Source organism: Blautia sp. OM07-19 (assembly GCF_003481595.1).
Lineage (GTDB): Bacteria > Bacillota > Clostridia > Lachnospirales > Lachnospiraceae > Blautia_A > Blautia_A intestinihominis.
Genome location: NZ_QULA01000002.1, coordinates 134881 through 150811, shown reverse-complemented (window position 1 = coordinate 150811; position 15931 = coordinate 134881). Strand labels below are relative to the sequence as shown.

12 protein-coding genes are annotated in these 15931 nt (G+C 46.2%); 11 read left to right on the top strand and 1 reads right to left on the bottom strand.

The window, feature by feature from the left end; genetic code table 11:
• Positions 1-143: 143 nt before the first annotated feature.
• From DXC01_RS03325 to ybaK, 3 genes are read left to right on the top strand one after another with little or no spacing between them, the layout of a single operon-like run.
• The gene (locus DXC01_RS03325) at positions 144-1397 is read left to right on the top strand and encodes a transglutaminase domain-containing protein (protein WP_243111543.1); all 1254 of its coding nucleotides are present in this window, start codon (positions 144-146) and stop codon (positions 1395-1397) included.
• Between the two features lie 10 nt (positions 1398-1407).
• On the top strand, positions 1408-2574 hold the full coding sequence (locus DXC01_RS03320; RefSeq protein WP_118698253.1) for a TM7S3/TM198-like domain-containing protein: 1167 nt from the start codon (positions 1408-1410) through the stop codon (positions 2572-2574).
• A gap of 21 nt (positions 2575-2595) precedes the next feature.
• A complete protein-coding gene (ybaK, locus tag DXC01_RS03315; RefSeq protein ID WP_022213731.1) occupies positions 2596-3075 on the top strand; it encodes a Cys-tRNA(Pro) deacylase in 480 nt (159 codons plus the stop codon).
• An 85-nt stretch (positions 3076-3160) separates the two neighbouring features.
• On the opposite strand, the gene DXC01_RS03310 is transcribed toward ybaK, so the two are convergent.
• Positions 3161-4801, bottom strand: a complete 1641-nt coding sequence (locus DXC01_RS03310) for an ABC-F family ATP-binding cassette domain-containing protein (protein WP_022213730.1) — start codon at positions 4799-4801, stop codon at positions 3161-3163.
• A 300-nt stretch (positions 4802-5101) separates the two neighbouring features.
• Between DXC01_RS03310 and DXC01_RS03305 the strand changes: the two genes are divergently transcribed.
• The 8 genes from DXC01_RS03305 to cobS all read left to right on the top strand — a co-directional run bounded on the left by DXC01_RS03305 (position 5102) and on the right by cobS (position 15928).
• A complete protein-coding gene (locus DXC01_RS03305) occupies positions 5102-5533 on the top strand; it encodes an RrF2 family transcriptional regulator (protein ID WP_118698252.1) in 432 nt (143 codons plus the stop codon).
• Positions 5534-5760: 227 nt separating this feature from the next.
• Entirely contained in the window at positions 5761-9297 is a 3537-nt protein-coding gene (gene nifJ, locus DXC01_RS03300) for a pyruvate:ferredoxin (flavodoxin) oxidoreductase (protein ID WP_118698251.1), read from the top strand.
• A gap of 81 nt (positions 9298-9378) precedes the next feature.
• Entirely contained in the window at positions 9379-12126 is a 2748-nt protein-coding gene (locus DXC01_RS03295) for a YfhO family protein (protein WP_118698250.1), read from the top strand.
• Between the two features lie 5 nt (positions 12127-12131).
• Positions 12132-13094, top strand: coding sequence for a glycosyltransferase family 2 protein (locus tag DXC01_RS03290; protein ID WP_022213468.1), 963 nt, complete (start codon positions 12132-12134; stop codon positions 13092-13094).
• A 12-nt stretch (positions 13095-13106) separates the two neighbouring features.
• Complete coding sequence (locus tag DXC01_RS03285) at positions 13107-13529, top strand: GtrA family protein (RefSeq protein ID WP_022213467.1); 423 nt, start codon at positions 13107-13109, stop codon at positions 13527-13529.
• Between the two features lie 35 nt (positions 13530-13564).
• On the top strand, positions 13565-14617 hold the full coding sequence (gene cobT, locus DXC01_RS03280) for a nicotinate-nucleotide--dimethylbenzimidazole phosphoribosyltransferase (RefSeq protein WP_118698249.1): 1053 nt from the start codon (positions 13565-13567) through the stop codon (positions 14615-14617).
• 2 nt (positions 14618-14619) lie between these two features.
• Positions 14620-15171, top strand: a complete 552-nt coding sequence (locus tag DXC01_RS03275) for a bifunctional adenosylcobinamide kinase/adenosylcobinamide-phosphate guanylyltransferase (RefSeq protein WP_118698248.1) — start codon at positions 14620-14622, stop codon at positions 15169-15171.
• Positions 15152-15928 (top strand): adenosylcobinamide-GDP ribazoletransferase, encoded by a 777-nt coding sequence (cobS, locus tag DXC01_RS03270; protein ID WP_118252265.1) that lies wholly within the window; start codon positions 15152-15154, stop codon positions 15926-15928. Before DXC01_RS03275 ends, cobS begins: the two co-directional genes overlap by 20 nt.
• The last annotated feature ends 3 nt before the right edge of the window (positions 15929-15931 follow it).

Below are 15931 nucleotides of genomic sequence, written 5' to 3'. Positions count from 1 at the left end.
AAAGCCCGTGAAGATCGGTATATGATTTTCGCGGGTTTTTTGACATCGGGATTTGTCGGTTGTTCGTGAATATCCGTAATACAGACCCTTTTTTCGGTATGCTATAATAAAAAGAAACTATCAGGAAGACAGAGGAGTGGGAAATGAGAAAGCACAGGTTGCCTCAGAAAGTATGCCTGTTTGTGATTTTGCTTGCCGTTCTGGGATGGGGACTGAATACACGGATCCACAGATCTGGAGAGACAGGCAGTGATACAGAACAACAGTCTGTGATCATGGATGTGGCGAGGGGGATTTTTGACAGAGAACCTTCAGAGGTACAGGATTTACGAGAACAGAGTATAGCAGAGACGGACGAGGGTGGATATCAGGAGTATTATTTTAATCTTCTCGGGGATGATGAAAGAAGAATCTACCGGGAAATGTTAGATGGAATTGAGAAAAGAGAGAATAATTTTTATCTGACAACTTCAGAAGAAACGAAGATCAACAAGGTTTATCATGCACTTCTTAAGGACCATCCGGAATTGTTCTGGGTACATAACCGGCAGGAAGTATATACAACTTCCTATCAGGGGAAAGATTACTGTGAATTTGCCCCGGGCTATACTTACACAGATCAGGAAGTCGAAGAAATTCAGCAGGCAATGCAGAATGCCTGTCAGGAAGTTCGAAGTCTGATTCCAGAAGGAGCAGATACTTACGAGAAAGTCAGGACAGTTTACGCTTATCTTATTGATCATGCAGAATATGCATCTTCTGAGGATGATCAGAATATTGCGGGGATTTTCTGGAAAGGGCAGGCAGTCTGCGCCGGTTATGCAAGGGCTGTACAATACCTCCTGGAACAGCTTGATATCCCCTGCATTTATGTCGAAGGGGATACCAGGGACAGTGATGAGGGACATGCATGGGATATTGTTCAGATAGAAAGGCAGTATTATTATGTGGATGCAACCAATGGAGATCAGCCGCAGTTTCTGGAGGGAGATGCTGTTCAGTTCGCAGAACACAAAACAATTATTTATGACTATCTCTGTCCGTTTCCTCAGGAGTATGAGCTGGTTTATACAGCTTCGGATGAATTTCCTGTACCGGAATGTACGGCAACAGATAAGAATTTCTACATGTTAAATGGAGCATGCTTTGACAGTTACGATTACCAGTCGCTATATGAATTTTGCTGTATGCGTCTGGATAACGGGGCTGCGGTAGTTCGTTTTAAGTTCAGAAATCAGGAAGATTTTGACGAAGTTTATCGGCAGTGGATTCAGAGCGACGGAGATGAATATATTCAGGATGTGGCACGATATTATATGGGACTGTATGGGCTTAGTACAGTAGAGTATCATTATGGAGTTCTGGATAATCTCAAAACAATGTATTTTATGTTTTAGGAGGAGCGTTATGACAGGAATTTTACAACAGATAATGAGTACCATGGAGCAGACCAGGTCCGTTTCGGTTCTGGACAGCGTTTCTATGATTGGATTTGCAGCCCTTCTTGTTCTTGGTGTGATCAATTGCGTATTGGGATACCGGCTGCTCCGCTTCTGGATGATGCTGTTTGGCTTTCTGATCGGAGGTGGTATCGGACTTGGCGTGGCATATACCATGGGAATCCAGGAAAAATATATGTACGCAGTGATCATGATCGGTGTGGGCATTCTGCTCGCAGTGATCGCTTTTCTGAGCTACAAGGTCGGAATTTTTATTATCGGTGCAGGCATCGGACTGGGACTTGGAATCTATGTTCTCCATCCGACAACTTCTCTGGTATTTTTCTTCTGCCTGCTGCTTGGCGTGGGACTTGGCGTGCTTGCCATGAAGTGGGCGGGGATTGTCCTGATCGTTGGAACCAGCCTGCTGGGCGGCGCCATGGCAGGTTTTTCCTTGGCGAAACTTGGAGGACTTGCAGATATTCCGTATGGACTTGGCTTGAGCGTGGGTTGTGCCCTTCTTGGTATGCTGATCCAGTTTGCGACAAACCGCCGTGTTGTGATCGAAGAAGAGGAATATGACCCGCAGGAATACGAAAAAGCTCGCAGAAGCTCAGACTATGTGGATACAGACGATTATCTTCCACGCAGAAAGAGAGAAAGAGCAACGGGTGAGGAACAGAAATCCCAGAGGAATCGTAAACGCCGTGAAGAGCATTCCAAAGAACATAATTCTGTTCAGCAGAAACAGGTAGTTGATGTTCCACTTGAGAAAAAAACACGTAAGCGCAGGCTCGATGATCCGGCACCGGAACGGGAGGAGACAGTTGTATACCGTCCAAAGAGAACCAGCGCATCTGCGGGAACAGGGCGCAGTGGCAGCGGTAATGTGAATGACAGAAATGTAAATAATAGAAATATAAATAACCGAAATGTCAGACGGAATACTTATGAGGATGATTATTACGATGATTACTATGATGACGAGCCGATCGATGAGGAGGATCTTGACGAGCAGATCATTCAGGAAATGATGGATGAGGATGACCGCGAAGGCGAAGAGATCTGGAACCGGATCTCCGGAAAGAATTCAAGAAATACAAAGAATACAAAACGAAACAGAAATGCCAGATAAGAGGCAGGAAAGAAGGACACAATGGCAAAGGAAGCAAAGACAAATGCAATGAGAATGTTGGACCGCCAGAAGGTGAAGTATGAGGCGTTCCCTTATGAATGTGATGAATTTATAGATGGACTCCACAGTGCAGACCTGATCGGTGCACCATACGAACAGTCCTTTAAGACACTGGTCATGGAGGGCAAAAGCGGCGGCTATTATGTGTTCGTAGTTCCGATCGAGAAAGAAGTAGACCGCAAGGCAGCAGCCAAAGCAGTCGGCGAGAAAGCAGTAGACATGATCCATGTCAAGGATATCCTCAAGATTACGGGATATGTCAGGGGTGGCTGCAGTCCGCTCGGAATGAAGAAAGCATATCCGACAGTTTATGATGCATCCGCGGGAAACTTTGATGAGATCTATGTGAGCGGCGGAAGGATCGGACTGACACTCAAGGTTCCGCTTGAACCACTTCTCAAGGTGACCAATGGGAAGCTTGCTGATATCACCATGAAATGATAAATATATAAAAATCCCCCGTTCCATGAGAAGTGTCTCGGGAACAGGGGATTTCTTGTATATGGAATAAATCAGATGCAAAGATTTAGTTATCCGCAGCGTCCTCTTCATTAACCTGGAAGACATGGCGTTTCTTGGCCATTTCGTCGCTTGCCAGATATTCGTCATAAGTTGTGATCTTGTCGATCAGCTTGCCGTCCGGAAGGATTTCCATGATACGGTTTGCAGTTGTCTGTACAAACTGATGATCGTGTGAGGTGAAAAGGATGACACCCGGGAATTTGATCAGTCCGTTGTTCAGGGCAGTGATGCTTTCCATGTCAAGGTGGTTGGTAGGCTCATCAAGGATCAGGATGTTCGCACCGGAGATCATCATCTTGGATAACAGGCAGCGGACTTTCTCACCACCGGAGAGTACACGGACTTTCTTGACACCGTCTTCGCCCGGAAAGAGCATTCTTCCGAGGAAGCCACGTACATAAGTAGCATCCTTGATCTCAGAGTACTGGGTCAGCCAGTCTGTAATGGTAAGGTCATTGTCGAATTCCTGTGTATTGTCCTTCGGGAAGTAAGCCTGGGAAGTAGTAACGCCCCATTTGTAGGTTCCTTCATCCGGCTCCAGCTCTCCTGTAAGGATACGGAAGAATGTTGTGATCGCCTGCTCATTGGCACCGACGAAAGCAACCTTGTCGTCATGACCGAGAGTGAAGCTGATGTTGTCAAGAACTTTCACACCATCGATGGTCTTGGAAAGGTTCTCGACCATAAGTACTTCGTTTCCAATCTCGCGGTTCGGACGGAAGTCGATGTAAGGATATTTACGGCTGGACGGACGCATGTCGTCAAGCTGGATCTTCTCCAGGGCACGCTTACGGGAAGTAGCCTGTTTGGACTTGGAAGCGTTGGCACTGAATCGGGAAATGAATTCCTGGAGTTCTTTGATTTTTTCTTCCTTTTTCTTGTTGGCTTCTTTCATCTGTTTGATGAGGAGCTGGCTGGATTCGAACCAGAAGTCGTAGTTTCCGGCATATAACTGGATCTTGCCGTAGTCGATATCTGCGGTGTGAGTACAGACTTTATTAAGGAAGTAACGGTCATGGGATACAACGATGACGGTATTGTCAAAGTTGATCAGGAATTCCTCGAGCCATTCGATCGCCGGGAGATCCAGGTGGTTGGTAGGCTCATCGAGGAGCAGGATGTCCGGGTTTCCAAAAAGTGCCTGAGCCAGAAGGACTTTGACCTTCTGGCTTCCTGTCAGGTCTGCCATCTGTGTGTAATGAAGATCGGTATCAATGCCAAGTCCGTTCAGAAGAGTAGCAGCATCAGATTCTGCTTCCCATCCGTTCATCTCTGCGAATTCGCCCTCGAGTTCACTGGCACGGATTCCGTCCTCATCTGTAAAATCTTCTTTAGCGTAGATCGCTTCTTTTTCTTTCATGATCTCGTACAGTCTGGCATTTCCCATGATGACGGTGTCGAGAACCTGATAAGCGTCATATTTGAAGTGGTCCTGCTGCAGGAAAGAAAGACGCTGGCCAGGAGTGATAACGATATCTCCGTTGGTCGGCTCAAGCTGTCCGGACAGGATCTTGAGGAAAGTAGACTTACCGGCACCGTTTGCACCGATCAGACCATAACAGTTTCCCTCTGTGAATTTGATGTTGACATCCTCAAAGAGAGCTTTCTTGCCAACACGCAGTGTGATATTATTTGCTGAAATCATAAAGTACCTCTTTTCTTGATTATGGTTTCTTGGTTTTCTTATTATTTTTATGCATTCACATCTCATTTTACAGTAAAAAGAGGATTTTGCAAGACTTAATCCTTGATTTTTGCGGGAAAAACGAAGAAGCTGTTGAAAATAATTAAAAATCCGGCTGAAAAATTAAAAATAATGTTGAATTTATACAATAAAATTGTTATAATCCATACCAATAGGCTGTAATAAGAAACAAAAGGTACGCAGACAGATAAGGACGCAAAGGAGAGGGACGTCCGAGACAGCAGAGAGAGGGCTTAAACTATGTTGATTACCAGAGAATGTGATTATGCAGTAAGGGTCGTGCGCGCACTGGCGGCAGGCGGGAGGATGAGTGTTGGGGATATCTGTGATAAGGAATTTATCACAGCACCTTTTGCCTACAAGATCCTTAAGAAACTTCAGAAAGCAGAGATTGTAAAGGGATTTCGGGGAGTGCATGGGGGGTATTCCCTGAACCGCAGGGCAGAGGATCTGACTCTTTACGATATTTATACAGCGATCGATCCGGAATTTCTGATCATCGACTGTCTGGAACCGGGATATGAGTGTCCGCGCAATGGTGAGGGTGACCATGCGTGTACCATACACTGTGAGCTGTGCAAGATCCAGAAGGAACTTTGCGGAATGCTTAAGAGCAGTAACCTTAAGGATCTTCTTCCATCGGACTTTATGGAAGAGCCGGTCGATTTCTGAAAAGCAGAACAGAATGTCATTTTTGGTACAAAACACCAGAGAATTTGTTACAGTTCACAAAAAGTAAGTGGACTGTAACTTTTTTTGTATGTAAATATGTACAGAAAAAATACAATCCAGATTGGACAATCCGAAAGGCGTATGCTATAATAATGAATGGACTTTTAGACCGCTTACTGGTCTAGAGATAAAAATTTTTCATCATACCTTTAAGGAGGAAACAAACTATGGCAAGAAAGATGAAAACCATGGATGGTAACCATGCAGCCGCTCATGCTTCTTATGCATACTCAGATGTAGCTGCTATCTACCCGATCACTCCTTCATCTGTTATGGCGGAAGCAACAGATGAGTGGGCAACTCAGGGAAGAAAGAACATCTTTGGACAGGAAGTACAGGTTACAGAGATGCAGTCTGAGGCAGGTGCTGCAGGTGCAGTACACGGATCTCTGGCAGCAGGTGCTCTGACAACTACTTATACTGCATCCCAGGGTCTTCTTCTGATGATCCCGAACCTTTACAAAATCGCTGGTGAGCAGCTTCCGGGCGTTATTAATGTATCCGCTCGTGCACTTGCTTCTCACGCACTTTCCATCTTCGGAGATCATTCCGACGTTATGGCCTGTCGTCAGACCGGATGCGCAATGCTCTGCGAATCATCCGTACAGGAAGTTATGGACCTGACACCGGTTGCTCATCTTGCAGCAATCAAAGGTAAAGTTCCGTTCATCAACTTCTTCGATGGATTCCGTACATCTCACGAGATCCAGAAGATCGAGACATGGGACTATGAGGACCTGAAAGACATGGCAGATATGGACGCTATCCAGGCATTCCGTGACCATGCACTCAACCCGAATCATCCATGCCAGAGAGGTTCCGCTCAGAACCCGGATATCTTCTTCCAGGCAAGAGAAGCATGTAACCCGTTCTACGATGCTCTTCCGGCAGTAGTTCAGGAATACATGGACAAAGTAAATGAGAAGATCGGAACAGATTACAAACTGTTCAACTACTACGGAGCAGAAGATGCTGAGCACATCATCATCGCTATGGGTTCCGTAAACGATACAATCGAGGAGACAATCGATTACCTTGCAGCAGCAGGCAAAAAAGTCGGTGTTGTTAAAGTTCGTCTTTACAGACCATTCTGCGCACAGGCACTGATCGATGCTATCCCGGATTCCGTTAAACAGATCAGCGTTCTCGACAGAACAAAAGAGCCAGGAGCACTTGGCGAGCCTCTGTACCTTGACGTTGTTGCTGCATTAAAGGACAGCAAGTTCAAAGATGTCAAGATCTTCACAGGACGTTATGGTCTTGGTTCCAAAGATACTACACCGGCACAGATCGTTGCAGTATACGAGAACACAACAAAAGAAAAATTCACAATCGGTATCGTTGATGATGTTACACACCTTTCTCTGGAAACAGGCGCTCCGCTTGTTACAACACCAGAAGGAACTACAAACTGTAAGTTCTGGGGACTTGGAGCAGATGGTACTGTAGGTGCTAACAAGAACTCCATCAAGATCATCGGTGACAATACAGACATGTACGCTCAGGCTTACTTCGATTATGACTCCAAGAAGTCCGGCGGTGTTACAATGTCTCACCTTCGTTTCGGTAAGAAACCGATCAAATCCACATACCTGATCCACAAAGCAAACTTTGTTGCATGTCACAATCCGTCCTATGTAAACAAATACAACATGGTTCAGGAACTTGTTGATGGCGGTACATTCCTTCTTAACTGTGCATGGGATATGGAAGGTCTTGAGAAACATCTCCCGGGACAGGTAAAAGCATTCATCGCTAACCATGGTATCAAATTCTACACCATCGACGGTGTGAAGATTGGTATCGAGACCGGCATGGGACCAACACGTATCAACACAATCCTTCAGTCTGCATTCTTCAAACTTACAGGAATCATTCCGGAAGAGCAGGCAATCGAACTGATGAAAGCAGCAGCAAAAGCTACTTACGGACGTAAGGGTGATGACGTTGTTCAGAAGAACTGGGCAGCTATCGATGCTGGTGCAAAACAGGTTGTAGAAGTTAAAGTTCCGGAGAGCTGGAAAGATGCAGCTGATGAAGGTCTCTTCATGGCTCACGCTAACCACGGTGCTCAGGATGCTCAGGACTTCGTAAACAACATCCAGTGCAAGATCAATGCTCAGGAAGGTAACTCCCTCCCTGTATCTGCATTCACAGAATATGTTGATGGTACTACACCGTCCGGAACAGCAGCATACGAAAAACGTGGTATCGCTGTAAACGTACCGGTATGGCAGCCAGAAAACTGTATCCAGTGTAACCGTTGTGCATATGTCTGCCCACACGCAGCAATCCGTCCGGTAGCACTGACAGAAGAAGAAGCAGCTAACGCTCCAGAAGGAATGGCTACTCTTCCAATGACAGGTATGAAAGATTACAAATTCACCATGACTGTATCAGCTTATGACTGTACAGGATGTGGTTCCTGTGCAAATGTCTGCCCAGGCAAGAAAGGTGCAAAAGCCCTTGCTATGGAAAACATGGAAGCAAACGCAGGACTTCAGAAATTCTTCGATTACGGAAGAGAACTTCCGATCAAAGAAGATGTTGTTGCTAAATTCAAAGAAACAACAGTTAAGGGAAGCCAGTTCAAACAGCCTCTGCTTGAGTTCTCTGGAGCATGCGCAGGTTGTGGTGAAACACCTTACGCTAAACTGATCACACAGCTGTTCGGTGACAGAATGTACATTGCAAATGCTACAGGATGCTCCTCTATCTGGGGTAACTCTTCACCGTCTACACCATACACAACCAACGCTAAGGGACAGGGTCCGGCATGGGCTAACTCACTGTTCGAAGACAACGCTGAGTTCGGTTATGGTATGCTTCTTGCTCAGAGAGCTATCCGTGATGGCCTCAAAGCAAAAGTTGAAGCTGTTGTAGCAGAAGGTAAAGACGAAGCAGTTAAGGAAGCAGGTCAGGAATGGCTGGATACATTCTCTGTTGGAGCAACCAACGGTGCAGCAACAGACAAACTGATCGCAGCTCTGGAAGCTTGTGGATGTGACGCAGCAAAAGAGATCCTTGCTCAGAAGAACTATCTGTCCAAGAAATCCCAGTGGATCTTCGGTGGTGACGGATGGGCTTACGATATCGGATTCGGTGGTGTTGACCATGTTCTCGCAAGCGGACGTGACATCAACGTTATGGTATTCGATACAGAGGTTTACTCCAACACAGGTGGACAGTCCTCTAAATCTACACCAACAGGTGCGATCGCTCAGTTCGCAGCTGGCGGTAAAGAAACCAAGAAGAAAGATATGGCTTCCATCGCAATGAGCTATGGCTATGTATACGTGGCACAGATCTCTATGGGTGCTGACTTCAACCAGACTGTTAAAGCAATCGCTGAAGCAGAAGCTTATCCGGGACCGTCTCTGATCATTGCATACGCTCCATGTATCAACCATGGTATCAAGAAAGGTATGGCAAAAGCTCAGACAGAAGAAGAACTGGCAGTTAAGTGCGGATACTGGCACAACTTCCGCTTCAACCCGGCAGCAGACAAGAAGTTTGCTCTGGATTCCAAGACACCGGATATGGAGAACTACATGGACTTCCTGAATGGCGAGGTTCGTTACAACTCCTTACAGCGTCAGAATCCTGAAAAAGCAGCTAGACTGTTTGCTAAGAACGAATCTGAAGCAAAAGCTAGATATGCATATCTGAATAAACTCGTAGCTATGTACGGCGAAGAAGAATAATTCAGAATCATTGGCCGCGGTACTTTATGTACCGCGGCTTTTTTGATACATGCAGGATGGATTTGTATAAGAGAGAATGGCATGAATAAAAAACTGGATAAAAAAAGAAATATAGATTTTTACCTGTTATATACGTTAGTTTTTTTGGCAGTTGCCCTGGCACTGTATCTGAAATTTTTTGCAAATGGGAAATCACTTGTCTGGAGCCATGACGGTGTGCCACAGCATCTCAACTCACTGGCATATTATGGAAAGTATCTGAGAAAGGTACTTCATACTTTGTTTATAGAACATAAGCTGTCCCTGCCTCTGTGGGATATGCATATTGGCTACGGTTCGGACATTTTGACGACCTTACATTATTATGTGATTGGGGACCCGCTGACACTTTTATCTGTGTTTGTCCCGGCATCAAAGACAGAAGCCCTCTATGCGTTTCTGATCTTTCTGCGTATTTATCTGGCTGGCATTGCGTTCAGCAGATACAGTTTTTATCATAAGAATTCAAAACAGGCGACCTTTATGGGAACGATGATCTACATCTTTGCAGGATGGACGATCTATGCGGCGATGAAACATCCGTATTTTTCCAATCCCATGATCTACCTGCCTCTGATTCTTCTGGGAATTGACAAGATCTATAAGAAACAAAAACCATATGTATTTATATGGTCCGTTGCCCTGGCAGGACTTTCAAACTTTTATTTCTTTTATATGCTGGGGATCTTTATGGTACTTTATGCGATTTTCCGCTACTTTGATCTGTTTGCGGACAGATCCATCAAAAATATCGGGAAATGGCTTGGCGTTTTTGCGGTATATTCCGTGATCGCAGTACTGATCGCTGCGGTGATCCTGCTTCCGGTGATTCTTCCGGTGTTTGGAACGGATCGTTTCAAGGCAGAGAACTATGTACCGCTGTTTTATGACAGAATTTACTACGAAAAATATCTTGGATGTCTGATCGGAGAAAACATGATCCAGTGGGGTGTTGCCGGTTATACGGCAGTTTCCCTTGCCGGTGTTTTCGTACTGTTTTCCAAAAAGAAAAAGTACACCGCACTCAAGGCTGGTTTTGTGCTTCTGAATGTGTTTTTGCTGCTGCCTTATGCAGGGCATGTCCTGAATGGACTTTCCTACGTTTCCAATCGCTGGATCTGGGCTTATGGAATGCTGATCGCGTACATCTTTGTAAAAATATACCCGGAACTTTTTGCTCTTACGCTTACAGAAAAGCGAAAAGTTTTTGTGATGCTTCTGATCTACTGTATTCTGGCGCTCCTTCCGGAGGCGGCAAGGACACAGCGAAATCTGATGGCGATGGTCCTTTTGTCACTTTCGACATTTACCGTGCTTTCCTTCGGAAATATCTTTACCAGGGAGCGAAATCTTACGGTGATGGTTGCAGGTTTCCTGATCGCAGGCATCCTGTTTAATATGCATTATCAGTATTCCTATGAGAAAGATTATCTCTCGGAATTCACCGACAGTGGAGAAGCCCTGGAGAAACTGGAAACAGGCGTTGACCGTGCGGTACTCAGTACCGATGATCCTTCGGTTTACCGTTATGACCAGATGGATACGAATTCCAGCGAAAACTCTTCGATGCAGATGGGAACGAACAGTACTGCTTATTATTTCAGTGTCGCAAGCTCAAGCATCGCGAATTTCTTTGACGAGATGTACCTGAATACACCGTGGGAACAGCATTATAACAATCTTGACGGACGGACGATCCTGGACCGCCTCGCTTCAGTGAAATATTTTGTAGTCAAAAAGGGCAAGGAATCAGATCTTCCATATGGCTATTCCAGACTCAGCGGCGAAGCAGAAAAGAATGGCAAGACTTATCTGGCATATGCAGATGAAGATGCATTGCCGCTTGGCTATACCTATGATTCCTGGATATCCAGAGAAGATTATGACAAGATGACTGTGACAGAGAAACAGCAGGCTCTTTTGCAGGGCGTGGTCCTCGATGACAGTTCCCTTCCAGAGACAGAGACACATTTCAATGACCGCGAAGTTTCCTATTATACATCAGAGGGCAAAGGCTGCCGCCTCAAGAATGGCAAAGTCGTGGTCACACAGGAAAATGCACAGCTCAAGCTGGTCTTTAAAGGAGAGGAAAATGCGGAGACATATCTGATCACGGAAGGCCTGGATTACGAAGGGCTTTCCCCAAGAGAAATGATCAGCGGCAAAAAATGGTCCAAAATGACAACTTACGAGCAGAACAAACTGCTGGAAGAAAACAGCAACTGGCGTTACTGGAAGGAGAGTCAGAAAGCTTCGATCCAGATCGGAGGACGTTTCCTCAAGAAAACGATCCAGATTTTTACAGATAAGTACAATGCATACAGTGGCAAGCATAATTTCCTCTGCAATACCGGATACAGCGAAAAAGGCAGACACACGATAACTCTGACTTTTGAAAATACGGGAGTCTACAGTTTCGACAGCCTCAAGATCTACTGCCAGCCAATGACAGAGATCGACAGTCAGACCAGCAAACTTGGCGAAGAAGTTCTGACCGATGTAAAAATTGGCAATAACGAGATCAATGGAAAAATCTCTCTTTCTGACACAAAAGCACTGGTACTTTCCATTCCTTACAGTGAAGGATGGACGGCGTATGTCGATGGAGAAGAAACAGAACTTAAAGAAGCAAATACCATGTATATGGCCCTGGAACTTCCGAAAGGTGATCACGAGATCCACCTGGTATACTGGACACCATATCTCAGAACCGGTCTGTGCTTGACTTGTATCGGTGTATTGTGCTACATTGTGTTGGTGTTAATAAACAGAAAGAAAAAGAGGTTTTAAAAATCATGAAGAATATGCTGTCAGTTGTGCTTCCGGCTTATAATGAGGGACTTATGATAGGAAAAACCTGCAGGGTTCTTCGGGAAGTACTGGAAGGAGCAGGAATTCCCTACGAACTGGTTCTGGTAAATGACGGTTCCAGCGACAATACCTGGGAAGAGATCCTTAAGGCGGGTCACAAAGACCCGGCAGTTCTCGGTGTGCGTTTTTCCAGAAATTTCGGGAAAGAAGCGGCAGTTTTTGCAGGAATGGCGCAGGCATCCGGAGATGTGGTCGCTGTTATGGACTGCGACCTCCAGCACCCGCCGGAAACACTGATAGAAATGTACGCACTCTGGAAACAGGGGTATGAAGTGATCGAGGGCGTCAAGAAAAGCCGTGGCAGAGAAAGTTTTCTGCACAAAGAAAGCGCAGGCTTTTTCTATGGCATCATGTCCAAAGTGACAGGCGTAAATATGCAGAACGCTTCCGATTTCAAGATGATGGACCGGCAGGTGGTGGATAATATCCTTGCGATGCCGGAGCGGAATATGTTTTTCCGTGCAACTTCATCTTGGGTGGGATTCAGGACGACATCTGTAGAGTTTGAGGTACGGGAGAGAGAAGCGGGAGAGTCCAAGTGGTCTACCTGGTCACTGGTCAAATATGCATTTACCAATATCGTGGCGTTCACAACATTGCCGCTTCAGTTTGTGACGGTGGCAGGTGGAATCTGTTTTCTTGGTTCACTGCTTCTGATCATTTATTCCCTGGTGCAGTATTTCTCAGGTCATGCAGTGGAAGGATACACAACGACGCTTCTCGTGCTTCTTCTGATCGGCAGCGCGATCATGCTGAGTCTTGGCATCATCGGATACTATATCGCCAAGATCTATGAGGAAGTCAAGCGCCGTCCGCGTTATATCGTTTCCAGGATCATGCGTGGTGGAGAAGACGTTTCAGAGACTGCCAGACACGATGGAAGATAGGAGCAAATGATTATGAAGAAACTAAAAGATATGATCCTGCGTTTTTACCAGAACGATGTGATCCGATATGTATTTTTTGGAGGATGCACGACCCTGGTCAATCTGGTCTGCTTTTTTGTACTCCGTAAATGTGGACTGGAGCTGAATATTGCAAATCTGATCTCGATCATCACAGCGATCCTGTTCGCCTATGTCGTTAATTCCAGATTTGTATTTCAGGACAAATGCGAGACACTTAGAGACCATTTCAGACCGTTCTGCAAATTTATCAGCGCGCGCCTTGTGACAATGGTGATCGAGGTCGGCGGTGTGTGGCTCCTCGTCGAAGTCTGCAAAATGAACGACATGGTGGGAAAATTCATCACACAGTTTATCGTTCTCGCTTTAAATTACATATTCAGCAAGTTTTTTGTTTTTACAACAGGAAAAAAATAATCTGGTCTTAAATATACGATTGGGGGATTTCAGAAATGACATTAGAAGAAACACTTCAGAAGATTCATCCACTGGATGAAAAAGCAATGGAAATTTCCAGAAAGAGATGGGACAGTATCGCTAAACCACTGCATTCTCTTGGAAAGATGGAAGATCTGGTCGTTCAGATCGCGGGCATCACAGGAAGCCCGGATATGAACCTTAAGAAACGTGCCCTGGTTGCGATGTGTGCAGACAACGGTGTGGTAGAGGAAGGCGTGACACAGACAGGACAGGAAGTGACCGCGATCGTTGCAGAGAATTTCCTGACAGGCGATACTTCTGCCTGCACGATGTGCCGTCAGTGCGGAACAGATGTTTATCCGGTGGATGTTGGAATGGCGGTAGATACCAAAGTCCCGACAGATCTCAAAGTTGCCATGGGTACCAGAAATATGGTCAAAGAACCGGCAATGACAAGAGAAGAAACAGTGAAAGGGATCGAGGCGGGGATCGAGATGGTTTCCCGACTCAAAGCGAAAGGATATGGACTCCTTGCTACCGGAGAGATGGGGATCGGAAATACTACGACCAGTAGTGCTGTTGCATCTGTTCTTCTTGACCGTCCGGTGGAGGAGATGACAGGACGCGGCGCAGGTCTTTCCAGCGATGGTCTGAACCGCAAGATCACCGCGATCAAAAAAGCGATCGACAAACACCAGCCGGACCCGAAGGATGCGATCGATGTCCTTGCAAAAGTCGGTGGTCTGGACATTGCAGGTATGGCAGGCGTATTTATCGGCGGTGCTGCCTTTAGTGTTCCGGTTGTGATCGATGGATTTATCTCCTGTGTGGCAGCCCTGATCGCGCAGCGAATCTGCCCGACCGTAGGTGACTATATGATCGCTTCCCATGTATCCAAGGAACCGGCTGCCCATCTGATCCTGGAGGCTCTTGGCAAAGAAGCTGTGATCCACGGTGACATGTGCCTTGGAGAAGGCAGCGGTGCTGTTGCCCTGTTCCCGTTCCTTGATATGGGAACCGCAGTTTATCAGTCTATGAGCACGTTTGATGACATTCATGTAGAACAGTATGAGGAGCTTGTCTGAGTATGATGATTCTTGTAACAGGAGGCAGCGGAAGCGGGAAATCTGCCTTTGCGGAAGATCAGGTCGTATCTTTTGGCGAAGCGGAGAGAGTCTATATCGCTACGATGTTCCCTTTTGATGAAGAGAGCAAAAAAAGAGTGCAGCGCCATCGGAATATGCGAAGCGGCAAGGGGTTTGAGACCATTGAATGCTACACCGATCTTGCACAGGTAAGAGTTTCAAAGGGCAGTACTGTCCTTCTGGAATGCATGTCGAATCTTGTTGCCAATGAAATGTTCCAGGAAAACGGAGCGCATGAGCGGACAGTCCAGGAGATCCTCAAAGGTGTGAAGTCTCTTCTTGCCCAGGCGGGGAATCTGGTGATCGTCACGAATGAGATCTTTTCGGAGGCGGCTTCCTATGAGGGAGAGACGGAAACTTACCAGAAATATCTGGGAAAGATCAACCAGGAGCTTGCACATCTTGCGGATGAGGTCGTGGAAGTAGTTTACGGAATCCCTGTCTATCACAAGAAATCAAAAGGAGGCACTTCCCATGAAAAGTCTGTGGAATAGTTTTAAGATCGCATTTGCCATGTTTTCCAAGATTCCCATGCCACAGGCAGAGTGGACAGAGGAAAACATGCGCTATATGCTGTGCTTTTTTCCATTTGTAGGAGCAGCAGCAGGCCTCCTCACGTTGGGAGTAAGCTGGCTGGGAGAGTACTTTGGATTTGGTACAGGCTTTATGGCAATGGCGCTGATCCTGGTTCCAGTCCTTGTGACGGGCGGGATCCATGTGGACGGGCTTCTGGACACTTCAGATGCCTTAAGTTCCTGGAGAGACCGTGAAAAACGTCTGGAGATCCTCAAAGATTCCCATGCGGGTGCATTTGCCGTGATCACAGCATGCGTGTATTTCCTGGTTCTGTATGGCGGATTCAGCCAGATCACGGGTGACTGGACAGCGATGAAACTTATCGCACTTGGCTATGTAGTATCGAGATGTTTTTCCGGACTCGGTGTGATCACCCTGCCAAAAGCCAACGCCGGCGGCACAGTGGCAGAGTTTTCACGCAAGGCACAGGATACCACGGTTCGAAATACACTGATCGTTTATCTCGTGCTTCTGGCGGCTTTGATGCTTCTGATCCAGCCGGTATGGGGAGCAGTGACTTTTGTGACGGCTGTGCTTGTTTCCCTTTTTTATAAACATAAGGCGATGAAATATTTTGGAGGAACGACCGGGGATCTGTCGGGGTATTTCCTGTGTCTCTGTGAGGCATGGATGGTACTTGCACTGGCAATCCTGACGGTAGTTTATCCGATATAGGAG

Bases quoted from the DNA above. Each gene is read 5' to 3' on its own strand.
- DXC01_RS03325 (WP_243111543.1), top strand. From the start codon at position 144: ATGAGAAAGCACAGGTTGCCTCAGAAAGTATGCCTGTTTGTGATTTTG.
- DXC01_RS03320 (WP_118698253.1), top strand. From the start codon at position 1,408: ATGACAGGAATTTTACAACAGATAATGAGTACCATGGAGCAGACCAGG.
- ybaK (WP_022213731.1), top strand. From the start codon at position 2,596: ATGGCAAAGGAAGCAAAGACAAATGCAATGAGAATGTTGGACCGCCAG.
- DXC01_RS03310 (WP_022213730.1), bottom strand. From the start codon at position 4,801: ATGATTTCAGCAAATAATATCACACTGCGTGTTGGCAAGAAAGCTCTC.
- DXC01_RS03305 (WP_118698252.1), top strand. From the start codon at position 5,102: ATGTTGATTACCAGAGAATGTGATTATGCAGTAAGGGTCGTGCGCGCA.
- nifJ (WP_118698251.1), top strand. From the start codon at position 5,761: ATGGCAAGAAAGATGAAAACCATGGATGGTAACCATGCAGCCGCTCAT.
- DXC01_RS03295 (WP_118698250.1), top strand. From the start codon at position 9,379: ATGAATAAAAAACTGGATAAAAAAAGAAATATAGATTTTTACCTGTTA.
- DXC01_RS03290 (WP_022213468.1), top strand. From the start codon at position 12,132: ATGAAGAATATGCTGTCAGTTGTGCTTCCGGCTTATAATGAGGGACTT.
- DXC01_RS03285 (WP_022213467.1), top strand. From the start codon at position 13,107: ATGAAGAAACTAAAAGATATGATCCTGCGTTTTTACCAGAACGATGTG.
- cobT (WP_118698249.1), top strand. From the start codon at position 13,565: ATGACATTAGAAGAAACACTTCAGAAGATTCATCCACTGGATGAAAAA.
- DXC01_RS03275 (WP_118698248.1), top strand. From the start codon at position 14,620: ATGATGATTCTTGTAACAGGAGGCAGCGGAAGCGGGAAATCTGCCTTT.
- cobS (WP_118252265.1), top strand. From the start codon at position 15,152: ATGAAAAGTCTGTGGAATAGTTTTAAGATCGCATTTGCCATGTTTTCC.